This is a genomic window from Streptomyces sp. NPDC048644 (assembly GCF_043199105.1).
Classification (GTDB): domain Bacteria; phylum Actinomycetota; class Actinomycetes; order Streptomycetales; family Streptomycetaceae; genus Streptomyces.
Genome location: NZ_JBICVO010000013.1, coordinates 16,381 through 42,379 on the forward strand (window position 1 = coordinate 16,381; position 25,999 = coordinate 42,379).

A 25,999-nucleotide genomic window follows, 5' to 3' on the forward strand; every position below is an offset into this window, starting at 1 on the left:
CTCGCTTTCCGGCTCGATGGCACTATTACTACCTCCTGAGGTAGATAGTAATAGCCCCTCGCGCCTTCGAACAGGGGTGGTGCCGCCCCAGCGCCCGGAGAGGAGGGTTACAGCAGGTGCTGCGACCGGAGGTCCGCCACGTACTTGGTGATCAGGTCCTGCGACAGACGGGGGATGTCGTTCTCCTCGTTGAGGGCGGCGGCCCGCACCGCCGCGCAGAATCGGTGCGCCGGCAGGGCGGAACCAGGCCGCGGCTCCTCCGGCTGTGCGAAGGCGTGCAGCAGGGGGAGCAGCGAATGCTGCCGCTGGCGGTCGGGCAGGCCGCGCAAGGCGGCCTCGAAGCGGTCGAGCCACTCGTCGTAATCGTGGATGCGGGTCAGCGGGTGTCCGGCTGCCATCAGCCAGTCGACGAACGTGTCGAGTGAGATGCCGTCCTCGTGCGGGTTCACGACGTTGAAGGTCCGGTACTCCTCCCGTGTGTGGTCGCCCAGCGAGGCGATGGCCTGCGCTGTGAAGTCCACGGGGAGTCCGTCGAAGTGCCCGCTGCCGGCACCGGTGCCCCGGGCGTAGAAACTGCCGGGGGCTATTCCTGTCGCCAGCAGGCTCAGCAACAGGCGTGTGAACACGTCCGGGATGTTCAGTTGGCCCCGGTAGCGCGGGTGCGCGAGGATCAGGTTCGAGCGGAACACGGCGACCGGCAGGCCGAACGTGTCGTGCGCCTCGCGCAGCAGCACCTCGCCCGCCCACTTGCTGGCCGCATAGCCGTTGGCGTAACCGCTGTCGAGGTCGCGCGCCCCGCAGGCCGTGCGGATGTCCGCCGCCTCGTCGGCCGCGTCCTCGGACCCGGAGACGACGGCGACCGTCGACAGGTAGGTGAACTGCTTGATCCGGGAGGTGACCGCGAGCCTGATCAGTTCGGCCGTACCCAGCACGTTGGGGCCGAACAACTGGTCGTACGGCAGGACATGGTTGACGAGTGCCGCCGGGTGAACGATCAGGTCCACGGTGTCGGCCAGCCGCTGCCAGGTCTCCTTGTCGAGCCCGAGGTCTGCCTCTCCGATATCGCCGGCGACCACCTCCAGGTGCTCGGCTGCCAGGTCGTGGTAGCGCCGGATGAGTTCCGGGTCGCCGCTGTCGAAGGCCGCGTCGAGCCGTGTCCTGGCAAGCGCGTCGGTGCTCCCGCGGACCACGCACACCAGCGTGCCGCCGCGCTCGGCGACGCGCTCCAGCCAGGCGAGGCACAGGAAGCGGCCCAGGTAGCCGTTGGCGCCGGTCAGCAGGACGGTCCTGGCCTCGGGCAGCGGACCGGCCGGCCTGCCGGCCTGCGCCATGGTCTCCGCGTCGAGGAACGCGTCCGGCGTCAGATCGCCCGCCGCGAGCCGCGTCGCGCCCGGTCCGTGGACGCTGTCGGCGGTCGGGCGCCGGTGTCCCGACGCAAGCGCCTTCGCGATGTGCTCGGCCACCTGCTGGAGCGTGTTGACCGGATTGATGACGGTGTTGACAGGGACGTCGACGTGGAAGATCTCCTTCAGCAGCTGGGAGAACGACAGCGCGGAGAGGCTGTCACCGCCGAGTTCGAGGAAGTGTGTGCCGGGCTGCACGTCGTCCTGTTGGTGTCCCAGGAGCGCTCGGGCGGCCCGGCACACGGTTTCCCGTACCGGCAGGTCAGGTCCGGCCTGGCGCAGTGCCTGAAGTTCGTCGGTCTCGCGCTCGGCCAGTTCGGTGTACAGCGCTTCGATGGACTCGCCGTAGCGCTTCGTCAGCGCAGGGCGCAGCAGCTTGCGCACTCCGGAGAGCAATCCGTTCTGCTGGCTGAACGGCTCGGTCTCGATGAGGAAGTCCCGTGGGATCTCGTAGGAGTTGAGGCCCGCATCGGCGGCGAGGCGGTGCAGGGAATCGCGCAGGATCGACCTGAGGCGCCGGGTGTCATCGCCGAAGCGGTCGAGCGCGTCCTGTGTGGGCACGACGACCGCGAGCAGGTAGGCGCGCGCACTGTTGCCGTGCACGAAGACCTGCCGGACGACAGGACTGCCGGTGAAGAGGGCTTCCAGACGGGAAACGGCCACGAACTCGCCCTGGGACAGCTTGATGACGTGGGAACGGCGGTCGACATACACCATCTCGTCGGGACCGACGCGGGCCATGATGTCGCCCGTGTGGTAGAAGCCGTCCTCGTCGAAGACCTGGGCGGTGGCATCCGGGCGCCGGAAGTAGCCGGGGACGAGCCGGTCGGACTTGACCAGCAGTTCGCCCCTGGGGTGCGGCGAGTCGGTGTGGAAGTATCCCAGCTCGGGCACGTCCGCCAGTTTGTGGTCGGTCACCGGCGGGCGCAGCACCCGGCCGTCGAGCGAGACGATGCCGGCTTCCGTCGACCCGTAACCGTCGAGCATCCTGACGTGCAGGCAGCTCTCGACGAATGCCGTCATCTCCGCGCTCAGCGGGGCCGATGCGTTGACGGCCCACAGGAGTCGGCCGCCCAGGGTCCGCTCCCGCAGCTCCTCCTTCACGCGGTCCGCGACCTCGGCCGCATCGCCTCCCGCATCGTTCCGGCGGGTCAACTCGCTCTGGTAGCGCTGGAAGAGCATGTCGCAGATGCGGGGCACCATGAGGAACTCGGTGGGGCGGACCAGGGAGAGGTCATCGAACAGGGTCGACAGGTCGCTCGATGCCACGAAGTAGGCGATGCCGCCCTTGGCGAGTGTGCTGAACAGCACGCCCCGTCCCACCATGTGGCTCAGGGGCATGTAGTTGAGCACGATGGCGGGACGCATGTCCTGGCCAGGGACGAAGTCGACCCAGAATTGTTTGACATGACGCTCGGTGTAGATGGCGCCCTTGGGGGTGCCCGTGCTCCCCGAGGTGTAGATCAGCGAGCTGAGTGCGTCGGCCGTCGACCCCTCGGGGCTCCGGGGAGCCGGTGGCAGGGTGCTTCCCCGCTCGATGAGTGACGCCAGCGTGTCCAGGGCGACGCCCCGGCCCTGCGCCGCGAGTCGGCCGCGCGCGGAGTCCAGCTGCTCCCGGTGCGCGGTGACCTCGGGACGGTGGCCGAAGACGACGATCCTGCCCAGCGACGGGGCATCCGCCGAGACCTGGAGCGCGACATCCAGGTGCGTCACGTCCACCGCGAGCACGCGCGGTGCGGTCTGCGCGACGATGGGGGCCAGGTGCTCCGCGGAGGCCCCGGCCTGGAGCGGAACGCTCACCGCGCCGGAGCGGACGCACGCCAGATCCACCACGGTGTAATCGGCGCTCGTGGGACCGAGCACCGCGACGACGTCACCCGGGCCCACGGCGTGGTCGGGGTGGTGCCGCCACTCGGCAGCCAACGCGCCGACGCGTTCCCACAGTTCGCCGTAGGTGAGCGTGTCGAACCGCTCCAGGAGGCGCAGCGTGGTGCGGCCCGTATCCGGGTCGGTGACCGCCTCCGTCGCACGCTCGCCCAGGGCGGGGCGGTCCGCGTATCCCTCCATCACCGTGGCCACGAGGTCGGCGAGCGGCAGTGGGGGCCGCCGGATCGCCTCGGTGACGGCATCCAGGGGCGCGGCGTCGCGGAACTGCGGATCTGTCGCGTACAGGTGAGCGCTGCGCTGAGCGGTACGTGCGCTGATCTCGTCAGTTGGGGGCTGCGAGCCAGTCATGTGGTGTCTCCTTCGGGGCCTTGAAGGCCCGTTCATCTGGGGGAACTTCACTTGAAAGCGACGTGGAGAGCGCTGATGTCCTGCATGCGGTGGGAGGGCACGCTCCGCCTGATCGGAGCGGGCAGCGGCGTGCCGGCACCGGTGAGACCGGTCAGGCAGGCTGCCGCGGGCTCACTGTCCCTCCGCCTCGGCCTGGTTGTCGCGGGTGAGCTGGACGATCGCGGCTGCCGCGTCGCGGGCGCCGCTCTCGTCCCTGGCCTCGATCGCGTCGACGAGTCGCCTGTGCAGGCGGGCATGTTCCTCGGCGCCGGTGGCATCCCAGGGCAGGCCCCCCAGGGAGGAGGTGAGAGCCGTACCGAGGTAGTCGTACACCTCGATCAGGAGGTCGTTTCCGCTCGCCCGGACGACGGCCCGGTGGAACAACGCGTCGACATTCGTGGCCGCGGACGTGTCCTCACCGGCGCAGGCCGCGTCGGCGTCGGCCAACAGCTCTCTGAGTTGGTGCAGTTGGTCATCGCTGCGACGCAGAGCGGCGGCCCCCGAGGCGTACTCCTCAAGGACGGTGCGCAGTTCGAGTACGTTGTCCCGCTGCGCGGAACTCGCTCGCCGCACCATGACCGACTGGAGCTCACTCGACGCGCGGACGTAGGTGCCGTCCCCGACCCGGGCTTCCAGCAGGCCCAGGTGCACGAGCGCGCCGAGCGCCTCCCGCAGCGTGCTGCGTCCGACCCCGAGTTCCTCGATGAGGGCCTGCTCCGGCGGGATGCGCGTGCCCACGGGCCATCCCCCCGCTTCGATGTGCGAGCGGAGGCTGTCCACGAGCTGCGAGGACAGGCTTGCCGACCTCCGGGGTGTGCTGATGGGTTTCATGGAGACAGCATACGCACAGAGGTCAGACATTTGAACATCATGAAGATCTGGGAGCGGAGTGCGGTCAGCTCCGAGCGCATTTCGTGAAGAGTTCCCAGTGCCGTGGGGGCTCTCGGCTCACCGGCCGTGACGGTCAGGTGTCCAGGGGCTCCGGCGGGGCGATCACGATGTCCCGCTTGAGGATCTTGCCGGTCGCTCCCTTGGGCAGTGCGTCGACGAACCGCACGATCCGCGGGTACTTGTAGGCCGCGACCCGCTGTCGGACGTAGTCGCGCAGCTCGTCCGACGTCGTGCGGGCACCGGGCCTGAGGACCAGCACCGCGGCGATCTCCTCACCGTGCGCCGGGTCGGGAACACCGACGACCGCGGCCTCCGTGACGTCCGGGTGCCGGTACAGAACCTCCTCGATCTCGCGCGGATAGACGTTGTAGCCGCCGCGGATGACGAGGTCCTTCATGCGGTCGACGACGAAGTAGTAGCCGTCCTCGTCGACACGGGCGAGATCGCCGCTGTGGAACCACCCGTCACGCAAGGCGTGCGCGGTGGCGTCCGGCCGGTTCCAGTACCCCTTCATGACGTTCGTGCCCCGGATCGTCAATTCGCCGACCTCGCCGGGGCCGACCTGCGCACCGTCGTCCGCGACGATGCGCAGGTCGACCCCGCGGATGGGAAGCCCGATGGAACCGGCCTTGCGGGGGCGGTCGGGCGGGTTGAAGCAGGCCACCGGCGACGTCTCCGAGAGCCCGTAGCCCTCCAGTACGGTGACGCCCAGTTCCCGCTCGGCGGCGTGCAGCAACTCGACGGGCAGCGAGGCGCCGCCCGAGACCGCGAGGCGCAGCCGCGGCAGGGGCTCCCCGATTCCGTTCCGGAGGAGGGTGTTGTACATCGTGGGCACTCCCAGGAAGACGGTCACCCCGTCCCGGCGCAGCGTCTCCAGCGCCCCGGCCGCGTCGAAGCGGGGCAGCAGGGTCAGACAGGAGCCCGCCGCGACCGCGGTGTTGAGCGCGCAGGTCTGCCCGAACGCGTGGAACAACGGGAGGCCGCCGAAGAGGACGTCGTCCGGCCCCACGCGCAGCAGCGTCCGCGCCGTGGTCAGCGCGTTGCTCACGAGGTTGCGGTGCGTCAGCTCCGCACCCTTGGGAGTACCCGTGGTGCCGGACGTGTACAGGATCACCGCGGTGTCGTCGTCGGCACCGCAGGCCGACCCGGCCATCGCCGGAATCGAGCGCAGTACAGCGGCGAACGTCGCCGGGTCCGCTACCAGGCACTCCGCACCGGTCCGCGCCGCCGCCGGAGCGGCCTCGTCCGAGCAGGAAGGGGAAGCCACCACCAGACGGGCACCGCAGTCGCGGAGCACGAAGGCCATCTCGCCGGACTTCAGCAGCGGATTCATCGGGACCACCACGCCACCGGCGCGCAGGATGCCGTAGTACGCGACGGGGAAGTGGATGACGTTGGGCAGGGCCACTGCCACGCGGTCGCCCGCTCGAAGACCTATGGAGCGCAGGAGTGCGGCGAACCGGGCGGTGAGGTCGTCGAGTTGGGCGTACGTGAGCTGGGCGCTGCCCTGCCGTACGGCCGTCCGGTCGGCGTGGGACCGGACGGCTCGGGCCAGGAGTGCGAACAGGTCGGTCATGCGGCTTCCTTGTCGTCGGGGGGCCTGTGCCCTTCCGTGGCGCCGAGGGAGTGGAATCCTGAATTCGTCCGCGAATTCGAGCCGATAACGAGGACTTTTCACGAGGCTGAGGCTTTGCCAAGGTGTGGTGTGCCGGAATTCTGTGCGGACTCCGCGGTGCTGCCACGCTAGGTCAAGGACCGGCGCATCGCTTGACCTGACGGGACGAATGGCTTATCAGTTGGGGACAGAGTCCTGGAGCGCCCCGATGAAGCCACTGGTCCGCAACGCAGCGCTGAGCAGCTACGTAGAGCTCAGCCAGTCCCTCGGCATCGATCCGCGCGCCCTGATGAAGCGCGTCGGTCTCGATCCGGTCGGGCTCGCTGTCCAGGACCGGTGGATATCAGGCGTCGCCGTCACCGATCTCCTCGAACTCTCCGCCGTGGCCGCCCGCCGGGAGGACTTCGGTCTGCTCCTCGCCGAGCGCCGCCGCTTCTCGAATCTCGGGCCCATCAGCCTCGTTCTGCGCGAGGAGCCCGATGTCCGCAGCGCCATCCAACTCCTGGTCCGCCACGAGCGCATGTGCAACGAGATGCTGCGCAGCCGGCTCACCGAGGCGAACGGACTCGCCACCGTCAAGGTGAGCCTGGAGCTCGGTGAGACGCGCCGCGCCCGGCAGGCCATCGAGCTGGCCGTCGGTGCCTTCCACGGATTTCTGCGGGTCTTCCTCGGCGCCCGCTGGCGGCCGGTGTCCGTGTGTTTCACCCACGGAGCCCCTCGCGACGTCGCCGCACACCGGCGACACTTCGGGCCGGTGGTGGAATTCGACCGGGAATTCAACGGCCTCGTTTTCTACGCCACCGAACTCGACACCCCCAATACGATGTCGGACCCCCTGCTGCGCGGCTACGCCCGCCAGTATTTCGAGTCCATCGCGGTGGCATCGGACACCACCGAGCTGGACCGGGTGCGCGAGCTGATCGAGGTCCTGCTGCCGACCGGCCGCTGCTCGATCGAACAGGTCGCGGGGAGCCTCGGCGTCGACCGCAGGACCGTCCACCGGCATCTGTCCGCGTCAGGCGAGACGTTCTCCTCGCTCGTCAACGCCACGCGCACCCAGCTCGCCGAGCAGCTGGTGGCGAACCCGCGCCGCTCCCTGACGGAGATCTCCGGCCTGCTCGGCTTCTCCACCCCCAGCGCCTTCTCCCGCTGGTTCCGCGACCGGTTCGGCACCAGTGCGCGCGAGTGGCGCACCCGCCGGGCGGCCACCGGCCCTGTCCCCAAGTGACAAGTCTCCTGTCACCTCGGGTGAAGCGCGGCGCGTAACCCGCTCCTAACGTGGCCGTATCGCAAGGGAAACCGCAGATTCATCGAGCAACACCCTTGTGAACACGGCGAGTTGGGCCCGATGGCGCCCGGCTGCCATCAGCCCGCAGCGTCTGCTTACCAGGAGATGACCCGTGCACTTCCTCGACGACTCCATGCTGCCCGAGAACCAGGAGAAGCTGGTGATCCAGGCCGCTCCCTACGGCCCGGAGTGGCTCCCCGGCGACGCCGACGACCTCCCCCTGACCATGGACGAGCACGTCCAGGCCGCCGTTGACTGCTACAACGCCGGCGCCACCGTGCTCCACATCCACGTACGTGAACTGGACGGCCACGGCTCCAAGCGCATGTCCATGTTCAACGAGCTGCTCGGACGGCTGCGCGAGGCCGTTCCTGACATGGTCCTGCAGATCGGGGGGTCGATCTCGTTCGCTCCCGAGGACGAGGGCGCCGACGCGAAGTGGCTGAGCTACGACACCCGTCACCTGCTGGCCGAACTCACCCCGCGCCCCGACCAGGTGACGATCGCCATCAACACCAGCCAGATGAACATCGTCGAGATCATGACGGACGACGACCTGGCCGGCACCTCCATCGCCAAGCCCGACTACTACCGGGCCTACCGCGACATGGTCGTCGATGCCGGTCCCGACTTCTACCTCGAACACCTGGAACGCCTGCACGCCAACGACATCCAGCCGCACTTCCAACTCGCCACCATGGCGCAGCTGGAGACCGTCGAGCGCCTCATCCGCAACGGCGTGTACACCGGCCCCCTGGTCCTCAACTACGTCGCCATCGGCGGCGGGTTCGCCGGGCGCCACCCCGCCGACCTGATCGAGTTCGTCCGCCGCGTCCCCGACGGCGCCGTGCTCACCATCGAGTCCTCGATGCGCGCCGTCGCCCCCATGAACGCCGTCGCCATCGCCCTCGGCGTGCACGTCCGCGTGGGCAACGAGGACAACCTCTGGGCGCGCAAGGGCGAGCGCATGAGCTCCGTCCGGCAGGTCGAGCAGATGGTGCAGATCGCCGACACCCTCGGCCGTGACGTCGCGAGCGGCGTGGAGGCCAAGGAGATCTACCACATCGGCGAGTACTACGCCGACACCGACCAGACCCTGGCCCGGCTCGGCATGGTGCCCAACCGGCGTCCAGGACAGCGCGGGTTCATGCTCCGCGACACCACCCGCTGACCACCACCGAACGAAGAGAGCACCACGTGGCACACGCCATCCGCTTCCACGAGACCGGCGGCCCCGACGTCCTGCGGCGGGAGCAGGTCACCGTCGGCGACCCGGGCCCAGGACAGGTCCGCGTCCGGCACGAGGCCATCGGCCTCAACTTCGCCGACACCTACTTCCGCACCGGCCTCTACCCGGCGCCGCTGCCCGCCGGTCTCGGCGTCGAGGGCGCCGGCGTCGTCGAGGCCGTCGGCACGGGCGTCACCCACGTCGCCGAGGGCGACCGCGTCACGTACACCGGCAGCCCGCTCGGCGCCTACAGCACCGAACGGATCATGCCGGCCGACCCGCTGATCCGGCTGCCCGACGGCATCGACTGCGAGACCGCCGCCGCGATGACCATGCGCGGCCTCACCGCCGCCTACCTGCTGCGCCGGATCCATCCGCTGACGCCGGGCGACACGATCCTGCTGCACGCCGCCGCCGGCGGTGTCGGCCTGATCATCTGCCAGTGGGCGAAGCTGCTCGGTCTCACCGTGATCGGCACGGTCTCCACGGAGGCGAAGGCCGAACTCGCCCGCGCCCATGGATGCGACCACACCATCCTGTACCGCCAGGAGGACGTCGCCGCGCGCGTACGGGAGCTGACCGACGGGGCAGGTGTGCCCCTCGTCCTCGACAGCATCGGCAAGGACACCGTCGCCGGATCCATGGCCTCGCTCAGCCGCCGCGGCCTCCTGGTGTGCTTCGGCACGGCGTCCGGTGTGCCGCCGCTGGACGCGATGCAACTCGCCATCCACGGCTCGCTGTTCGTGACCAGGCCCGCGCTGGCCGACTACATCGCCGAGCCGGCGGAGCGGGACGGCCTGGCCGGCGAACTGTTCGGCCACGTCGCCGCCGGCCGGATCGCGATCCGCATCAACCAGCGCTACGCCCTCGACGACGTCGTGGCGGCGCACCGCGCACTGGAGGCGGGCCGCACCACGGGTTCGTCCGTCCTGGTCCCCTGAGCCATCCGAGCCCTCTGAGTTCCCCGACCGTTTCGAGCCCCCGAACCCCAGGAGAGCACCCATGACGCAGACCTCCACCCGGACCCGGATCCAGGCCGAACCGTTGACCTGCACCATCGGAGCCGAACTGCACGGCGTCCAGCTCAGCGACGCCGCCCGCGACGACACACTCTTCGCCGAGATCAAACAACTCCTGCTCCGCCACAAGGTGTTGTTCCTGCGCGACCAGGACATGACCCGGGCCGAGCACGTCGCCTTCGCCTCCCGCCTCGGCCCGCTGGAGGACCACCCGGTCCTCGGCAGCGACCCCGAGAACCCTGGCCTGGTCCGCATCTACAAGGACCTGGACAGCAAGCCCGAGCACTACGAGAACGCCCTGCACTGCGACGCGACATGGCGCGACTGCCCGCCGATGGGCGCCGTGCTGCGCTGTGTGGAGACCCCCGAGGTGGGTGGCGACACGATCTGGGTGAACATGGCCGAGGCGTACCGCAGGCTCCCCGAGCACATCCGTACGCAGATCGCCGGCCTGCGTGCCCGGCACAGCATCGAGGCGAGCTTCGGCGCGGTCATGCCGGTGGAAGAGCGCCACCGGCTCAAGGCCCGCTACCCGGACCCGGAGCACCCGGTGGTCCGCACCCACCCGGAGACCGGGGAGAAGATCCTCTTCGTCAATGCCTTCACCACCCACTTCGTCAACCATCACACCCCCGAGCACGTGCGGTTCGGCCAGGACCACGTCCCCGGCGCCAACCTCCTGCTGAACTACCTGACCAGTCAGGCGGCGATCCCCGAATACCAGGTCCGCTGGCGCTGGACCGAGAACAGCGTGGCCATCTGGGACAACCGCTCCACCCAGCACTACGCGGTCCAGGACTACTGGCCGGCCGTCCGCAAGATGGAGCGTGCCGGGATCGCCGGTGACCGGCCCTGCTGAGCCGGTGACCCGCCGCTACGCGTGGCTGGTGTTCGTCCTCAGCTTCGGACTGCTGCTGTCCGACTACATGTCGCGGCAGGTGCTGAACGCGGTGTTCCCGCTGCTGAAGGCCGAATGGCTGCTCACCGACGCCCAGTTGGGGTCCTTGAGCGGCGTCGTCGCCCTGATGGTCGGCGTGCTGACCTTCCCGCTGTCGCTGCTCGCCGACCGCTGGGGCCGGGTCAGGAGCCTGGTCGTGGCCGCGGTGGTGTGGAGCCTGGCGACCCTGGGCTGCGCCGTCTCCGCGAGCTACGGCCAGATGTTCCTCGGCCGCTTCATGGTCGGCGTGGGCGAGGCGGCTTACGGGAGCGTCGGCATCGCCGTGGTGCTGAGCGTGTTCCCGGCCCGCCTGCGGGCCACCCTGTCCGGCACGTTCATCGCGGGCGGCGCCTTCGGATCCGTACTCGGCGTGTCGATCGGCGGCGTCGTCGCCCAACACCTCGGATGGCGCTGGACGTTCGCCGTCATGGGCCTGTTCGGACTGGCCCTGGCGGCGCTCTACAGCGTCGTCGTGACGGAGCGGAAACTGGCGTCGGCCGACGCAGGGCCCGGCGGCACACCGGGTACCCGGGGGCCGGTGCGGACACTCCTGCCGCGGCTGTTCTCCTCCGTCTCCGTGCTGTGCGCCTATGTCGGCAGCGGGCTGCAGATGTTCCTCGCGATGGCGCTGCTGGCCTGGATGCCCAGCTTCCTCGACCGCTCCTACGGTCTGGCGCCCGCCAAGGCCGGGCTCGCCGCCGGAGCGTTCGCGCTGATCACCGGCATCGGCATGGTCGGCGGCGGCATGGTCTGCGACCGGCTCGGACGCCGGAAACCCCACCTGAAGTGGACCGTCGCCATCGTCTGCAGCGTCGGGTCGCTCACCCTCCTCACGGCAGGGTTCCAACTGCCGCCCGGCACACCGCAACTCGTCCTCGTCGGCCTCGGCACCCTGCTGTCCAACGCCACCGCGGGGCCTGCCGCCGCCATGGTGGTGAGCCTGACCCCGGCCGCCGTCGCGGCGACGGCCATGGCCACGCTCACCCTCGCCAACAGCCTGCTGGGCCTGGCACCTGGACCGGCGGTGACCGGCATGCTCGCCGACCGCGTGGGCCTGCACGCCGCACTCCGCGTCATCCCGCTCGTCTCGCTCGTGGCGGGCCTGGCCTTCGCGCTCGGCAGACGCCATTACGACAAGGGCCTCGTCTCGCTCTCGGCCTGGTCCCTCGGAAAATCGGAGCTCCCGACATGAATCCCACCCCCACGCCCACGGTCGTGCTCGTACCCGGCTTGCGCGATCACGTCCCCGACCACTGGCAGACGGCACTCGCCGCCCGGATCGCCGGCGCCGTCACCGTGCCGCCCCTGACGGACACCCGGCTCAGTCGCGACGCGCAGGTGACGGCCTTGAACGACACCCTGTCCCGGATCCAGGGGCCGGTGGTGCTCGTCGCGCACAGCGCCGGAGTGCACACCACCGTGCACTGGGCGGCCCGGCACCACCACACGGTGCGCGGCGCCCTGCTCGCGACCCCGCCGGACTTCGACACCCCGCTGCCCGACGGCCACCCCGGACCGCAGACCCTGCGGGAGAACGGCTGGCTCCCGGTCCCGAGGACGCCCCTCCCGTTCCCCGCCATCGTCGCGGCGAGCACGGACGACCCCATGGCCCGCTTCGACCGGGTCGCCGCACTGGCCCATGACTGGGGCAGCCGCCTGGTGGACCTCGGCCCGGTCGGACACCTCAATCCCGCATCGGGCTACGGGGACTGGCCGCAGGCACAGGAATTCCTCCACACCTTCGGCTGCCGCACGACATCGGACACCGAGGCGTCCGCATGAGCGCGCACCACTCCAACATCGCCGACTTCCTGCGATGGCTGGAGAAGGAGCGCGACCTGTCGTTCACGGACTACGCCGAGCTGTGGCGCTGGAGCACCGACGACCTGCCCGGCTTCTGGTCGGCCGTGTGGGAGTACTACGGCCTGCCCGCCGTCAGCGACTACGACGAGGTACTCGCCGACGCGACCATGCCGGGCGCGACCTGGTTCACCGGCGCGCGCCTCAACTTCGCCCGGCAGTGCCTCGCCCACGCCACCGACGAACGCCCCGCACTCATCGCCGTGTCCGAGACGGGCGACCCCGCGGAGATCTCGTGGGACCGGCTCGCCGGCGAAGTGGCGGGCGTGGCCGCCACCCTCCGCGAGCTGGGCGTGGGCCCCGGAGACTGTGTCGCCGGGTACCTGCCGAACATCCCGCAGGCCGTGGTCGCCCTCCTGGCCACCGCTGCCGTCGGCGCGACCTGGACGGTCTGCTCACCGGACTTCGGTACGCCGAGCGTGCTCGCGCGGCTGCGCCAGGCGCGGCCGACGGTCCTGGTGGCCGCGGACGGCTACCGCTACGCGGGCAAGGAGTACGACCGGCGCCCGCACGCCGCCGAGATCCTGGACGGCCTGCCCACGGTCCGCCACCTCGTCGCCGTCGACCGCCTGTACGCGTCCGACGGTGGTCCTGCCTGGTCCCGGCGGCCGGACGTGACACAGCACAGATGGACCGAACTGGCCGGCCGGCAGGCCCAACCGGCCTTCGCCGACGTCCCGTTCGACCACCCGCTGTGGATCCTGTGGTCGTCGGGCACCACCGGCCTGCCGAAGGGCATCGTGCACGGCCACGGCGGCATCGTCGTCGAACTGCTCAAGGCACTCGGCCTCGGCGCCGACCTGCGGGCGCAGGACCGCTACTTCTTCCACACCTCCACCAGTTGGATGGTGTGGAACCTCATGGTCGCGGGCCTGCTGCACGGGACCACCCTCGTCCTGTACGACGGCAGCCCCACCCACCCCGACATCAACGGGGTCTGGCGGATCGCCGAACGCACCGGCGCGACGGTCGTCGGCGTCGGCGCCGCCTACCTGATCGCCGCGGAGAAGGCGGGCGCCCACCCGGCGGCCGAGACGGACCTGCGCACGGTGCGGTCCCTCCTGCAGACCGGCTCGGCGATGCCCGACAGCACCTGGCACTGGGCCCGCGGCCCGCTCGCCCCCGATGCCAGGCTCCAGTCGATCTGCGGCGGCACCGACATCTGCTCGGTCCTGGCCGGCGACTCCCCGCTGCTGCCGGTGCGCACCGGCCGGATCTCCGGACCCGCCCTGGGGGTGGCCCTCGCGTCCTGGGACGCCACCGGGCAGCCGCGTACCGGGCAGCAAGGCGAACTGGTGGTGACGGCGCCACTGCCGTCGATGCCGCTGTACTTCGTCGACGACCCCGGCAACGAGCGCTACAAGAGCAGCTACTTCGACGTCTATCCGGGCGTGTGGCGGCACGGCGACTGGGTCACCGTCGACACCGACCTCTCCGTCGTGGTGGCCGGACGCTCCGACGCCACCCTCAACCGCATGGGCGTCCGGATGGGCTCGGCCGACCTCTACGCCGTCGTCGAACAGCTCCCGCGGATCGCGGACAGCCTCGTCATCGGCGCCGAACTGCCGGACGGCCGCTACTGCATGCCGCTGTTCGTCGTGCCCGCGGAAGGGGTGCGATTCGACGACGCCCTGCGCGCCGAGATCGTCGGCGCGATCCGGCAGAGCCTGTCACCCCGGCATGTGCCGGACGTCGTCGTCCCCATCGATGCGGTGCCCCGCACCCTCACGGGAAAGAAGCTGGAGGTCCCGGTCAAACACATCCTCCAGGGCGCCCGCGTCACCGACGTCAGCACCGAAGGCGCCGTGACCCGGCCCGACATGCTGGCCTGGTTCGCGGACTTCGCCGCCGAACTGCGCACCGGCGGGGGAGAGGGGCCACGGCAGAGCACGTGATCACCCCGAGGTGCCCGGAGCCCAACGTCAGCTCCGGGCAACCGACTTGAAGCCTCGGGAAGAACCCGGGCTTCCCCGCCGCCGCTACAGCAGCTCCAAGACCTCCTTCAGCTCTCGGGCGGTGGGAATCCACTGCCCTGCCGCCGCGTTGGCGGTCACCTGTTCCGGCTTCGTGGCCCCTGCGATCACTGAACTGCAGCCGGGGAACGCGGCGAGAGCACCGATCGAGATCTCCAGGAGACTGCGACCGTTCTCCAGACCCCAGGAGATCAATGCTTCCACGGTGTCAAGCCGTGCCTCCGTCACCTGGTACGCGCTCTCCGCGATGCGGGTTCCTTCCGGGATGGCCCTGCCGCGCCGTACCTTGCCCGTCAGCAAGCCGTTCGCCAGTGGGAAATACGGCAGTACCCCGAGTCCGAAACGACGTGCGGCCGGGACGACTTCGTTCTCGATATCACGGTTGAGCAGCGACCAGTGGTTCTGCGCGGAGATGAACGGCTCGAACCCGCCGGAACGGGCGGCGCACGCGGCTTCGGCGATCTGCCAGCCCGCGAAATTGGAGTTCCCGATGTACCGGACCTTGCCTTCACGGACCAGCTCGGTCAGCGCGGCGAGCGTCTCCTCTACGGGAGTGTGCGGGTCGGGTGTATGGATTTGGTAGAGGTCGATGTAGTCCGTACGGAGACGCCGGAGTGACGCCTCGACAGCGCGGCGAATGTAAGCACGTCCGCCCTTGGCGCCGGCTGCGGGGCCATACCCCATCCCCATTTTCTGATGCCCGAACTTGGTCGCCAGGACGACATTCTCTCGCTGTCCCTGAAGGCATTCACCGAGCACGGATTCGGAGTCTCCGTAGACATCGGCGGTGTCGAACAGGGTGATCCCGGTATCCAGCGCGGCACTTACCACCGTACGCGCCTGGTCCAGCCCGACGGACCTCCCCAATTCGTTGCATCCCAAGCCGACTGCGGAGACCTGTAATCCCGAAGTTCCCATGGAGAGATAGCGCATGGTTCCTCAGTGTACGGAAACTTGATGCCCGTTCAAGAGCTGCCCTCAGCTGAATTTGCCCCCCACCTCAGTCGCTCGTCGGTGGACGGCCTCATCCGGGGTCTCACGCATGGTAAGAGTGCCTGGGCGGGACGCAAGAGCGCCCTCTTCGATCAGGACTCGCCGACGCCGTCGGGATCATGACCGAAACGCGCATGAAGTGTCCGATATGCCGGACACAAGGGGCAGTGGTGACGCGAGAGGCGAGGAGATCAGATATTTTCCTGCCGGAACCTGGCCGAATCAGCAGGCCAGGAAGTCGCGGCTCCTTGACGGTCTCTCATGACTGCCGATAATCGAACCGGTTGACCGTTGAATTCCTCTCGTTCCATGCAGATACCTTCAGCGGTGGTAGGAAATTCTGCGCTGGGCATGACCGAGGAGGGCGTACCGTGGCCAAGGAGTTTTCCAGGATTGACGTACGCGGCGTCGCGGGAAGAATCGGGGCGAACATTCGAGGGGTGGATCTGGCGGCTGCGGATCAGTATGACCCCGACACCATGAGGGAGATCCGTGCCGCCCTGCTCCACCACAAAGTGCTTTTCTTCCGTGAGCAGAACCTGAACCACGCCGCCCAGGTGGCTTTCGCCCGTCACTTCGGCGAATTGACCCGCCTTCCGGGCCGGCAGCACGGCACGCACCCGGAAGGGTTCCCGGAGATCCTTGTCGTCGACCCGGATGCGAAAGGCACCCGGACCGGCCTCAGGTTCGAGGAGCGGTTGTACCGTAAGTCGGAGCGCCACGATTCCGGCTGGCATGTGGACATCGCCTCCGCCGTGAATCCGCCGGCGATTTCGATACTCAGATGTGAAGTGGCCACGGAGTGCGGTGGCGACACCCAGTGGACCAATCTCGTCGCCGCCTATGAAGGGTTGTCCCGCCCCCTACAGCAGTTGGCTGACAACCTGCGCGCCGAGCATGCTCTGCACGCCGGAGTACGGCTGCTGTTCTCCGACGACGAAGACCTGGAGATCATCCGGAAGAGAGTCAGGGAAACGCTGCTGTCCCTGCACCCGGTGGTGCGTGTGCACCCGGAGACGAAGCAGAAGGCGCTCTTCCTGCCACCGGCCTCCGTCTCTCATGTCGCCGAAATGCTCCCCTGGGAAAGCGACGGCATTCTCGGACTGCTCTTCGCCCACATCAGCCGTCCCGAATACACCGTGCGGCATCACTGGGAGCCCGGCGACGTCGCCGTCTGGGACAACCGCGCGGTGGCCCATCTCCAGCCCGCAGATCTCCTCTACACCGACTACCGGCGCAGGATGTACCGGGTGCTGGTCCAGGGGGACCGCCCGGTCGGGCCGGACGGTTTCGTATCCGAATCCGTGCGAGGAGAACCGCTCAAGCCCTTCACCGGCCCCGGAGAGAGTGACCACACCGGACCGATGCCGGGATAGCGCCGGATCACGGCGAGGGCGTAGCGGCGGGGGATTCCCTCGTGCGGCCGGCGACGCCGACCAGGACTTGGTCGTCGCTCAGTCCGTGCTCAGTCCGCGCTCACTCCCGTCGCCCTCTCCCGATCCCGGTGCTCGGCGCCCCGATGCCGGTGCTCAGCGCACCATCCGGCCCATCCGCGTCGCCCGGTGCCGCCTGCTCGGCCATCGCCGCCAGTCCGTCCTCCAGCCGGGTACGGGGCCGGAACCCGAACTCGCGGGCGGCGACGGTGATGTCGGCGCCGGTGTGCCGGGCGTCGCCGGGCAGGGCCGGCCGCCGGTCGAGGGCGACCGGCCCTGCGACCTGCTCGACGGCGCCGATCGCCTGCCGGATGGACACAGGCCGGCCGCCGCCGAGGTTGGCGATCCCGGTGAAGGGGGAGCAGGCGGCGTCCCGCATGGCCGCGACGACATCCCGTACGTAGGTGAAGTCGCGGGTCTGCCCGCCGTCACCGTAGAGAGGGAAGGAGGGACCGCCGGATGCGGCGGCGATCAGGCGGGAGAAGGCCATGTCGGGGCGCTGGCGCGGGCCGTAGACGGTGAACAGCCGCAGGGACACCGTGGGCACGCGGTACGTCGTGCGGTACATCTCGCACAGGTGCTCGGCGGCGAGTTTGGTCACGCCGTACGGTGACACCGGATGCGGGCAGGCGGTCTCCGGTGTCGGGAAGCAGTCGGCATCACCGTAGACCGACGAACTGGAGGCGTGGAGGAACTTGCGGAGCGGGCGGTCGCGCACGGTCTCCAGCAGGCGCTGGGTGGCCAGTACATTGCGGCGGGTGTAGAGCTCGAACTCCCGCCCCCAGGAAGGCCGTACACCGGGTTGCCCGGCCAGATGGTAGACGACGTCCACGTCGTCGAGCAGGGCGTCGAGCTGCGGGTCCAGCACATCGACGTGGTGGAAGGAGAAGACGGGGGAGCGGCGCGCATCGGCCAGGTGGCGCCGCTTGCGCATCGGGTCGTAGCAGTCGGTGAGCGCGTCGATGCCGATGACGGTGTCGCCGGCGGCGAGCAGATGGTCGCAGAGGTGCGAGCCGATGAAGCCGGCCGCGCCGGTCACGGCCGCCCGCATCAGTTGCTCCCGCGCACGGGTGCGCTGTCCGTGAGAGGCAGGACGCGGTCCACGCGGGCCCGCCAGGTGTAGTCGCTGCGCAGTTGCCGTTCGGCCTCCCGGCCCAAAGATGCGCGCTCCTCGGGGGCTTCGGCCAGGCGCTTGACGGCCGCCGTCCAGGCCGCGACATCGTCGGGCGGGCAGAGCACGCAGTTGACGCCGTCCGTCAGGACCTCCCTGAGCACCGGCAGGTCGGATGCGATGATCGTCTTGCCGTGCGACATGTACTCGAACAGCTTCATCGGCGAGACCCAGCGGCTGATGTCCCCGGCGCCCCCGGCGATGGCGACGCGCTGCTGGTAAGGAGCGAGGACGAGGTCGAACGCGCGGTAGTAGGGGTGCAGTTGGGCGGGTGGCCGGTGGCCGTGGAAGTACATGTTGGGCGGGTGGGTCCGGCTCCGCCAGTGGGCCAGGTCCTCGTCCGTGCCGCCGACGAGGTGGAAGTCGGCATCGGGCAGGGAGGCGGCCAGCGCGAGGATGACCTCGATGCCCCGGCCCGGGTAAAGGTGTCCGACGTACCCCACCTTCAGGGCGTCAGGCCGGCCAGGCAGCGTCGCCGTCGGCCCGGTGGCCGGAGGGAGATCGGCGCAGTCGGATGCGGTCACCATCTCGGGCCCGCCGGGCCGCCGCAGCCGGGGGACGGTGCGGCGGTAGTCATCGGCGAGCGCCTGGGTGACGGTGACCACGCGGCGCAGGCCCCGCAGCCGGAACAGCAGCCGCTCCATGGCGCGTTGGTCCCTGCCGGGCCTGAGGAGGTGAGTTTCGTAGACGAGCGGCGCCAGGCCCGCCGAGGCGAGCAGCGCGTACAGATCCCTGCCGTAGACGAGGTCGACGCCACCGGAGCGGCGCACGGCCCGGCGGACCCGCCAGGCCCGGATCCAGAGGCCGAGCACCGGGATCCGCGGCGCGCCGAAGATGCGCACCGGGAAGCGGTTGCGGGTGCCGTAGTACGCATGGACGTCCTCGGCAGGCGTGGATCCCGTCGCCGCGTAGAGGGTGACGTCATGCCCCGCGTCCGCGAAGGCGTCGCACATGCGCATCACATGAACTCCGTTGGCGAAGACCGAGGGAATTTCGCACGCGTGCAGATAGGCGATCCGCATGAGGGCCTCACTTCGGCAGTTCGTACTCGGGAAGTTCCTCGGTCAGCTGCTCGATCTCCTCGTGCTGCATGGCGGACCTTTCCTCTCGCGCCGGCGGTCCGCCCCCATTGCTGCCCACGCAGTCATTCCCACACCGTCCGCCCGGCGGTATCCGGTGACATCCGGACAGCGTGGATCGGTGCATTGCCGCTGTTGTGCGGCGGCAGCGGCCGTGCTTACGCCGGGAATAGGGCCGTTGCGTCCTGGGCTCGTCGAGGGGCGAGTGGCGGATGCTGCCCCTGTGACGTCCGCGATTGCCGGAACGCACACCGCCCGGCCACGCCACCGCGACCGAAACCGTCTCAATCGTGGCGGCGTGGCCGGGCGGTGCGCCTCACGACGCGCACGGAGGCCCGCCCGCCGCTGGCCGGAAGTGGGCGTTCAGGTGGGGTGCCTGGCCAGGGGGGCTAGGCAAGGAGCAGGCGAGCCCGGACAGTGAGTTGTCATGAGCCGAATCGAACGATCCGGAGCACGACGGTTCGGAAAGCAACTGGAGTTAACCGAGGAGGTGCCGAATCCGACGGCCATGATGGCATTGCAGCTGCTGGACGAGGGCCTGACGGTCCGTCGGGTAGCGCGGGCCGCCGCGTCCGACATCGGTGCACTGCGCCGTACTGTCGCCCGGCGCTCCGGACCGATGCTCTGTACCGGCCTCCTCGACTCCTGGCCGGCCCGCGCCGCGTGGCATCCGGCCGCCCTGGCGGAGCGCCACGGCGCACGGCGGGTCACGGCCTTGCTGGACCTCCCCGACACCGGCGTCCTCTTCCCGCAGGACCAACGACGCTACGAGCGGGAGCTGAGCTTCGCCGAGTTCGTCGAGCGGGTGGAAACCGCCGAACCCTCCGCACCCTGCTACCTGGCGTACCAACGGGCGCACGAGATCTTCGATCCGGCCGACTGCGACTTCGCCGCTCTGCTCCCGCCCGACGGGTACCCCACTGACACCCGGGTATGGATCGGCTCCGCCGGCACGCGCTCGATGCTGCACTCGGACCTCAAGGACAACTTCTTCTGCCAGCTCTGGGGCGAGAAGAGCGTGACGTTGCTGGCGTGGCGCGACAGCAGGGCCGCTTACCCCTTTCCGGACAACCTGGTGAACAGCCAGGTGGACCTCGCCGCGCCGGACCTGCGCCGCTTCCCCAGGCTGAAGGGCGCGGTGCTGCACCACGTGCGCATGGGGCCGGGCGACCTGCTCTACATCCCACGCGGCTGGTGGCACGACATCCGGGCGCACTCCCCGTCCGTCTCGGTCAACCACTGGTTCGGCCGGCCGCTGGGCCTGACGCAGTACCTGGCCCAGCTCGGGGGCCTCGGACCGGCGTACTGGAAGGCCACCGCCCGCGACTTCGTCGTGCACGGGCTGCTGAGCCGCGCGGAGTCGACCCGCTTCTTCTTCAGCCCGCCTTCCACCGGCAAGCGGCTCTACGACGCACTGCGCTCCGGGGACTTCTCCCGCGGAAACGATCCCAGCGCGTCCTAGACCGCTTCGGAACCCCGCACCACGCGGGGCCTCATCACTCAGGAGACCAGGCTTGGCAGAGCAGGCTGGGCATCACACGCGGCGGGTGCTGGTCACCGGCGGCGCCTCGGGAATCGGCGCGGCCATCGCGCAGCGCTTCGCACACAACGGGGCACGGGTGGCCGTTCTGGACCGCGACCGGGACGCCCTCACACGGTTCGCGGACGGCGTCCCCGAAGGGGGGTTGTCGCTCCACGCGGACGTAGCGGACGAAGCGTCGGTCCAGGCCGCGTTCGCCGAGGTGGACGCCGCCTGGGGCGGACTGGACGTGGTGTGCAACAACGCCGGGGTCAGCATCAGACGGCCGTTCCTGGAGACCTCGCTCGCGGACTGGGAACAGACGATGCGGGTGAACCTCACCGGGGTGTTCCTGGTGGCCCGCGAGGCGGGGCGCCGCATGGCGTCGGGCGGCGGCGCCATCATCAACACCGCTTCGGTCAGCGGCATGGTGGGCATGCCCGACTACGCCGCGTACAACGTGAGCAAGGCCGGGGTCATCGAACTCACCAGGACCTTGGCCCTGGAGCTGGCACCGAAGATCCGGGTCAACGCGATCTGTCCTGGCTATGTGCTCACACCCATGCAACGAGCCGAGTACACCGAAGCGCAACTCGCCCAGCAGGCGGGGGCGTTGCCGCTGAAGCGGCTCGGATCCCCGGAAGAGATCGCTGCCCTGGTGGCCTACCTGGCGTCCCCGGACGCCGCGTTCGTGACGGGGCAGACATTCGTGATCGACGGGGGTGAGACCGCCGGCGGACTGGCCAGTGCCGCCCGGCGGCACGAAGAACCTGACGGGCACCTGGAACCGAAGGCAACGCCGCGCCGAAGTGGGGGAGCATGACGAACGACGCAGGGCACCCGGACGAGCAGAAGCAGCGGCTGCTGCCGGCGGTCAACTCGTACACCGAATGGGATCCGTTAAGGGAAGTGGTGGTGGGGAGCCTGCTGGGCGGGGTCTTCCCCTCCTGGCAGGAATCGATGACGCACGTCGTGCCCGACGCCGCTCGGTCCGTCTTCCAGGAGCAGGGCGGATCCCCGTTGCCCGCCGGCCTCCTCAAGGCGGCCGAGGAGGAGCTGGAGGGCCTGGCCGAGGTGCTGGAGGCACACGGAATCGCGGTGGTCAGGCCGGACGCCGTCGAGCACCAGACGCCGTTCCGTACACCGAATTGGGCCTCCGACGGCGGTCTCTACGCCGGGATGCCCAGGGATCTGCTGATGGCTGTCGGCGACGCCCTCATCGAGGCACCGATGTCCTGGCGCTGCCGCCACCACGAGGTCGACGCCTTCCGTTCGCTGATCAAGTCGTACTTCCGGCGCGGCGCCCGCTGGCTCCCGGCTCCGCGCCCCCAGCTGACCGACGAGCTGTACCGCACCGGGGGCGAGGCGGGCGACTGGGCGGTGACCGAGTTCGAGCCGGTCTTCGACGCCGCCGACTTCCTCCGCTTCGGCCGCGATCTCATCGTCCAACGCAGCCATGTCACCAATGAGTTCGGCATCGACTGGGTGCGGCGGGCACTCGGCCCGGATTTCGACGTGACGGTCATCGACACCGACGACCCGCACGCGATGCACATCGATGCCACCGTCGCACCGCTGGCGCCCGGCAAGCTCCTGGTCCACCCGGAGCGCTACGTCCCGCACGAGCTCTTCGACGGCTGGGAGATCCTGCCCGCCCCGGAGCCGACGCTGCCGAAGGACTGGCCGATGTACTTCTGCAGTCCATGGGTGAGCATGAACGTGCTCTCCCTGGACCCGGAGACCGTGGTGGTCGAACGCCAGGAACAGCCGCTCATCGACGCGTTGACGGCCTGGGGATTCCGCTGCGTGCCGGTGGACTTCCGGCACGTCTACACCTTCGGCGGGTCCTTCCACTGCGTCACGCTTGACACCGTGCGGGAGGGCGGGCCCGCGCGCTACCTGTCCCGGCCGGGCGGCCGGTGACACCGGACCGTCAGGCGGGGAACAGGAGCCGCGCGTAGTCCGGGCGCAGCAGGACGTTGTTGTCGTACAGGCAGTACTCCACGGCCAGCAGGGGAAGGGCCGGGTCGCCCGTGCCCGCCGCCGCGCGTGCCGCGTCGAGCAGGTCATCGACGCTGGTGAACCGGGCGGCGAGCACGGCGCAGACGTCGTAGGCGGTCCTGGCGGTGCGGTCGTTCCAGTAGCCGGGCAGGCCGATCGCCGCGAAGACCGCGCGGGTGCGCTCCGGCTCGGTGCCGACGAGCAGTTCGACGAGGGCGCGGGCGAGCCGGCCGGTACCTTCTTCCGCCGAGGTGCTGTCCCGTAGCCGCTGGAGCAGTGCGGTACCGCCGTCCGCTGCGATGGCGGCGCAGACGGTGCGTGCCGCCTCGTCCTCACCGGGCTCACCGGACGAGGCCCGGAGACGCTCGCACCACCGGGCCAGGCGTTCCCCGTCGGTGTGGCGGGCGAGGAAGGCCGCCCAGTCCAGGCGGGCCCGGTGGGCGCGGGACAGGAACGTCTTCTCCACGTAGGCGAAGAACTCGTCCACCGCCCGGCGGCTGCCGAGGGCCTCGACCAGCGCGACCGGGTAGCTGAAGGTGGGGTGTACCAGGTCGACCTCGTCCAGGAGCCCGTCCGGGCCGACGGAGTAGGCCGCGGCCGAGGTGCCGCCGAGCAGGCCGTCGTCCAGGTCGAAGACCCGGGTGGCGCGGGTGATGAGCGAGTCGTCGAACCGTTCGCCCAGGCGCAGTTCGCTGACGGTGCGCAGGGTGGCCGAGACGGTCTCCGGGGTGGCGTAGGTGTTTCCCAGGAACATGTCAAGACGCCGGGTCGGCTCGGGCAGGCCGTGTGCACGTCGGAACGCCTGGTCCTCCTCCAGCCAGTCGACCTGGGCCTGCACCGCGTGCCTGGCCCGGTAGGGAACACGTGTCTGTTTGATGTTCCCGTCGTGATACGAGGCGAACTGGTTCCAGCTGGGCTCGAAGCGCGACTCCAGCAGCGCCCGGATCTCGCTCCGCTCCAGCGGGGGGTTGGGCAGCAGATAGCAGGTCCAGCTCACCGGCTTCGTACGGCCGTGGTTCAGCTTCCGCATCCGCGCGGCCATCTCGAACAGCAGCCCGTTGCTGCCGACGTTGATCTCCGAGCAGACCAGCCACACACGGGAAACTCCCCGGTCGGCGAGGAAGGTGATGTCGGCCATCACCACGTCGAGGTCACGGATGCGGTGGCGCCGTCCCTTGACCATCGGCTCGGTGCAGAAGTAGCAGCGGTACGGACATCCGCGCTGCACCTCCACCGCGACATGGACGTCCGAGTCCGGTCCTGTGACGCGCTGCGGACCGTAGAAGTCCAGGAGATCGCGCAGGACGGCCTCGGTGTACTCGGTGTGGCCGGCGGGTGGCAGGAAGACCCGGGGGTTGAGGACGTAGCCGCTGCCGGAGCGGCGGGCGAGGTTGGCGATCCGCTCCACATCGCGGTGGGCCAGCACGTCGTCCAGGTGCTCGAACACCTCGTCCGGCTCGCCTGTCACGCCGAAGTCGGGCTGGAGCCGCTCCAGCAGGTCCGGAGTGCGGGTGGTGAAGCCGAAGCCGCCCAACATTATCGGACACTCTGTCAACTCGCGCAGGATTCCGATGAGTTGCTGGGTGTCATGAAACGGCCAGTAGCTGTTCCTGCGCACCGGAGGGGCGCCGGGGAGGTCGTAGTCGGCGTAGTTCCAGATGAAGATGGAGTCCAGTTGGCGCAGGTGGATGCCGATGAGCCGGGGGGCGGTGCGCTCCAGGACGTCCCGCAGCGTCGAGCGCCACGATGCTCTGGGTGTGTGCAGAAGGTCGAAGCGGGCGGTCGTCAGACCGTGGCGGGCAGCCATCGCCGAGACCTGCACGAAGGCGTAGGGGTAGATGGGCAGCGCCGGGTAGTTGGAAGCGCTGAGGAGGAGGATGTCCGCGCCCTGTTGCGCTCGGGCGGTCGTGTCGTCGACCGGCATGCGGCGAATGGTGACACACCGTCGGTTGACCCCGCCAGCAGCCCGCTACGCCAGGTGTCCGAATCGACGCGCTCGGTGGTGCGCACCCTTGACCGGTCATGTGCGAGCCGAAGAATGGGTGAACGTGTTGCCGCCGTCCGTCCCGAACTCCTCGGGCGGCTTTCCGATTACGCGTCCTACTGCTTTCCGTCATCGCCGCAGGTCACGGTTGCCGATGTGTGACGCGATGGCCCTTACCCATGGGAGGAGTGGGCCTGTGACCGCCCCTGTGCTGTCGGCGGACTCCCACGTCGTCGAACCGGTGCGACTGTGGACCGAAGGACTGGAGCGCCGATACCGGGACCGTGCGCCCCGGGTCTCCTGGGACTCCGGGCGACGTGGCTGGTACTTCACCTGCGACGACCTGAGGCCCGCCCTGGTCAACACCCTCTACGCCACCGACACCACGCCCGAGAACTTCGCCGACGGGGCAGAAGTCGTCGTCGAGGCGGCCCGCGCCGGGGGCAGCGATCCGGCCGCGCGGCTGAAGGACATGGCCCTGGACGGGGTCGCAGGAGAGGTGCTGTACCCCAGCCTCGCCCTGCACCTCTTCTGGCTCGCGGACGGCGACTTTCAGCGCGCCTGCTTCCGGGCCTACAACGACTGGCTCGCCGACTACGCCAGGCACGCGCCGGAGCGGCTGGCCGGCCTCGGGCTGATCTCCCTCTGGGACACCGGGGAAGCGGTCAGGGAACTGCGCCGCTGCCACGACCTCGGCCTCAAGGGCGCCGCCATCTGGGCCTCCGCGCCCGCCGAGCGCGACTTGGCCGGATCCGCCAACGACCCCTTCTGGCAGGCAGCTCAGGAGCTGGGCATGCCCGTCTCCATGCACTGCCTCACCGGCTACCGGGACAGCCCCCGGCTCTTCGACTACGCGACCCCGATGGGCCGGATCCAGCGCAACATGGCCTACACGGAGGAGATCCAGCACACGCTGACCGACCTGATCTTCTCCGGCGTACTCCAGCGCTTCCCCGGCCTCGACATCGTCCTGGCCGAGAACGACATCGGCTGGATCGCCTACCACCTGCTGCACGCCGACCGGATCTACGACAAGCTCGGCCCGGCGCTGCGCACCGACCTCACCATGCCGCCGAGCGACTACTTCCGCCGCCAGGTCCACGCCACCTTCACCGATGACGAGGTGGGCGTGCTGACCATGCGTCAACTCGGGGCGGGGAACTTCCTGTGGGGCAGCGACTACCCGCACTACGAAGGCAGTTGGCCCAACTCCAGGGACGTGCTGGGACGCTGCCTGGCGGACTCCGACGAAGCGGCCCGGGAGCAGGTGACCTCGGGCAACTGCGCGCGCATGTACGGATTCGACCTCGCGACACTGACGGCCGAGTGAA

The 25,999-nt window shown here is 69.6% G+C and carries 19 protein-coding genes; 12 read left to right on the forward strand and 7 right to left on the reverse strand.

What is annotated here, in order from left to right; all coding sequences use genetic code 11:
• Positions 1–107 precede the first annotated feature (107 nt).
• From car to ACGFNI_RS26115, 3 genes are all read right to left on the reverse strand, one after another.
• Entirely contained in the window at positions 108–3,638 is a 3,531-nt protein-coding gene (gene car, locus ACGFNI_RS26105; protein WP_393687082.1) for a carboxylic acid reductase, read from the reverse strand.
• Positions 3,639–3,809: 171 nt separating this feature from the next.
• On the reverse strand, positions 3,810–4,538 hold the full coding sequence (locus ACGFNI_RS26110) for a FadR/GntR family transcriptional regulator (protein ID WP_393687083.1): 729 nt from the start codon (positions 4,536–4,538) through the stop codon (positions 3,810–3,812).
• A gap of 103 nt (positions 4,539–4,641) precedes the next feature.
• Positions 4,642–6,144 carry a long-chain fatty acid--CoA ligase gene (locus ACGFNI_RS26115; RefSeq protein WP_393687084.1) on the reverse strand — a complete coding sequence of 501 codons (1,503 nt, stop codon included), beginning with the start codon at positions 6,142–6,144 and terminating at the stop codon, positions 4,642–4,644.
• A 247-nt stretch (positions 6,145–6,391) separates the two neighbouring features.
• Here ACGFNI_RS26115 and ACGFNI_RS26120 point away from each other — a divergent pair, with 247 nt between their 5' ends.
• The 7 genes from ACGFNI_RS26120 to ACGFNI_RS26150 all read left to right on the forward strand — a co-directional run bounded on the left by ACGFNI_RS26120 (position 6,392) and on the right by ACGFNI_RS26150 (position 14,410).
• On the forward strand, positions 6,392–7,411 hold the full coding sequence (locus ACGFNI_RS26120; RefSeq protein WP_393687085.1) for an AraC family transcriptional regulator: 1,020 nt from the start codon (positions 6,392–6,394) through the stop codon (positions 7,409–7,411).
• Positions 7,412–7,583: 172 nt separating this feature from the next.
• Entirely contained in the window at positions 7,584–8,642 is a 1,059-nt protein-coding gene (locus tag ACGFNI_RS26125) for a 3-keto-5-aminohexanoate cleavage protein (protein ID WP_393687086.1), read from the forward strand.
• 26 nt (positions 8,643–8,668) lie between these two features.
• On the forward strand, positions 8,669–9,640 hold the full coding sequence (locus tag ACGFNI_RS26130; protein WP_393687087.1) for a quinone oxidoreductase family protein: 972 nt from the start codon (positions 8,669–8,671) through the stop codon (positions 9,638–9,640).
• 61 nt (positions 9,641–9,701) lie between these two features.
• Entirely contained in the window at positions 9,702–10,577 is an 876-nt protein-coding gene (locus ACGFNI_RS26135; RefSeq protein WP_393687088.1) for a TauD/TfdA dioxygenase family protein, read from the forward strand.
• Positions 10,561–11,847, forward strand: a complete 1,287-nt coding sequence (locus tag ACGFNI_RS26140; RefSeq protein ID WP_393687089.1) for an MFS transporter — start codon at positions 10,561–10,563, stop codon at positions 11,845–11,847. The genes ACGFNI_RS26135 and ACGFNI_RS26140 overlap by 17 nt, the downstream gene beginning before the upstream one ends.
• A complete protein-coding gene (locus tag ACGFNI_RS26145) occupies positions 11,844–12,437 on the forward strand; it encodes an RBBP9/YdeN family alpha/beta hydrolase (protein ID WP_393687090.1) in 594 nt (197 codons plus the stop codon). Before ACGFNI_RS26140 ends, ACGFNI_RS26145 begins: the two co-directional genes overlap by 4 nt.
• On the forward strand, positions 12,434–14,410 hold the full coding sequence (locus ACGFNI_RS26150; RefSeq protein WP_393687091.1) for an acetoacetate--CoA ligase: 1,977 nt from the start codon (positions 12,434–12,436) through the stop codon (positions 14,408–14,410). Before ACGFNI_RS26145 ends, ACGFNI_RS26150 begins: the two co-directional genes overlap by 4 nt.
• Positions 14,411–14,494: 84 nt before the next feature.
• Here the strand turns inward: ACGFNI_RS26150 and ACGFNI_RS26155 are convergent, their stop codons facing one another.
• A complete protein-coding gene (locus ACGFNI_RS26155) occupies positions 14,495–15,421 on the reverse strand; it encodes an aldo/keto reductase (RefSeq protein ID WP_393687092.1) in 927 nt (308 codons plus the stop codon).
• Between the two features lie 431 nt (positions 15,422–15,852).
• Between ACGFNI_RS26155 and ACGFNI_RS26160 the strand changes: the two genes are divergently transcribed.
• Positions 15,853–16,857, forward strand: a complete 1,005-nt coding sequence (locus ACGFNI_RS26160; protein ID WP_393687093.1) for a TauD/TfdA dioxygenase family protein — start codon at positions 15,853–15,855, stop codon at positions 16,855–16,857.
• Positions 16,858–16,957: 100 nt separating this feature from the next.
• On the opposite strand, the gene ACGFNI_RS26165 is transcribed toward ACGFNI_RS26160, so the two are convergent.
• Both ACGFNI_RS26165 and ACGFNI_RS26170 read right to left on the reverse strand, forming a co-directional pair.
• A complete protein-coding gene (locus tag ACGFNI_RS26165) occupies positions 16,958–17,965 on the reverse strand; it encodes an NAD-dependent epimerase/dehydratase family protein (protein WP_393687094.1) in 1,008 nt (335 codons plus the stop codon).
• Entirely contained in the window at positions 17,965–19,107 is a 1,143-nt protein-coding gene (locus tag ACGFNI_RS26170) for a glycosyltransferase family 4 protein (protein ID WP_393687095.1), read from the reverse strand. Before ACGFNI_RS26170 ends, ACGFNI_RS26165 begins: the two co-directional genes overlap by 1 nt.
• 547 nt (positions 19,108–19,654) lie before the next feature.
• On the opposite strand from ACGFNI_RS26170, the gene ACGFNI_RS26175 reads away from it, so the two are divergent.
• The 3 genes from ACGFNI_RS26175 to ACGFNI_RS26185 are packed head-to-tail and all read left to right on the forward strand — an operon-like array spanning position 19,655 to position 22,606.
• A complete protein-coding gene (locus ACGFNI_RS26175; protein ID WP_393687096.1) occupies positions 19,655–20,626 on the forward strand; it encodes a cupin-like domain-containing protein in 972 nt (323 codons plus the stop codon).
• A gap of 52 nt (positions 20,627–20,678) precedes the next feature.
• On the forward strand, positions 20,679–21,506 hold the full coding sequence (locus tag ACGFNI_RS26180) for an SDR family NAD(P)-dependent oxidoreductase (protein ID WP_393687097.1): 828 nt from the start codon (positions 20,679–20,681) through the stop codon (positions 21,504–21,506).
• A complete protein-coding gene (locus tag ACGFNI_RS26185) occupies positions 21,503–22,606 on the forward strand; it encodes an amidinotransferase (RefSeq protein ID WP_393687098.1) in 1,104 nt (367 codons plus the stop codon). The genes ACGFNI_RS26180 and ACGFNI_RS26185 overlap by 4 nt, the downstream gene beginning before the upstream one ends.
• Positions 22,607–22,616: 10 nt before the next feature.
• Here the strand turns inward: ACGFNI_RS26185 and ACGFNI_RS26190 are convergent, their stop codons facing one another.
• The gene (locus ACGFNI_RS26190; RefSeq protein WP_393687099.1) at positions 22,617–24,608 is read right to left on the reverse strand and encodes a radical SAM protein; all 1,992 of its coding nucleotides are present in this window, start codon (positions 24,606–24,608) and stop codon (positions 22,617–22,619) included.
• 256 nt (positions 24,609–24,864) lie between these two features.
• On the opposite strand from ACGFNI_RS26190, the gene ACGFNI_RS26195 reads away from it, so the two are divergent.
• Entirely contained in the window at positions 24,865–25,998 is a 1,134-nt protein-coding gene (locus ACGFNI_RS26195) for an amidohydrolase family protein (protein WP_393687100.1), read from the forward strand.
• Position 25,999 lies beyond the last annotated feature (1 nt).

Excerpts from the sequence above, each read along its gene's own strand:
- ACGFNI_RS26170 (WP_393687095.1), bottom strand. The coding sequence starts at position 19,107 with ATGCGGATCGCCTATCTGCACGCGTGCGAAATTCCCTCGGTCTTCGCC.
- ACGFNI_RS26135 (WP_393687088.1), top strand. The coding sequence starts at position 9,702 with ATGACGCAGACCTCCACCCGGACCCGGATCCAGGCCGAACCGTTGACC.
- car (WP_393687082.1), bottom strand. The coding sequence starts at position 3,638 with ATGACTGGCTCGCAGCCCCCAACTGACGAGATCAGCGCACGTACCGCT.
- ACGFNI_RS26165 (WP_393687094.1), bottom strand. The coding sequence starts at position 17,965 with ATGCGGGCGGCCGTGACCGGCGCGGCCGGCTTCATCGGCTCGCACCTC.
- ACGFNI_RS26115 (WP_393687084.1), bottom strand. The coding sequence starts at position 6,144 with ATGACCGACCTGTTCGCACTCCTGGCCCGAGCCGTCCGGTCCCACGCC.
- ACGFNI_RS26150 (WP_393687091.1), top strand. The coding sequence starts at position 12,434 with ATGAGCGCGCACCACTCCAACATCGCCGACTTCCTGCGATGGCTGGAG.
- ACGFNI_RS26155 (WP_393687092.1), bottom strand. The coding sequence starts at position 15,421 with ATGCGCTATCTCTCCATGGGAACTTCGGGATTACAGGTCTCCGCAGTC.
- ACGFNI_RS26120 (WP_393687085.1), top strand. The coding sequence starts at position 6,392 with ATGAAGCCACTGGTCCGCAACGCAGCGCTGAGCAGCTACGTAGAGCTC.
- ACGFNI_RS26145 (WP_393687090.1), top strand. The coding sequence starts at position 11,844 with ATGAATCCCACCCCCACGCCCACGGTCGTGCTCGTACCCGGCTTGCGC.
- ACGFNI_RS26190 (WP_393687099.1), bottom strand. The coding sequence starts at position 24,608 with ATGCCGGTCGACGACACGACCGCCCGAGCGCAACAGGGCGCGGACATC.
- ACGFNI_RS26110 (WP_393687083.1), bottom strand. The coding sequence starts at position 4,538 with ATGTCTGACCTCTGTGCGTATGCTGTCTCCATGAAACCCATCAGCACA.
- ACGFNI_RS26185 (WP_393687098.1), top strand. The coding sequence starts at position 21,503 with ATGACGAACGACGCAGGGCACCCGGACGAGCAGAAGCAGCGGCTGCTG.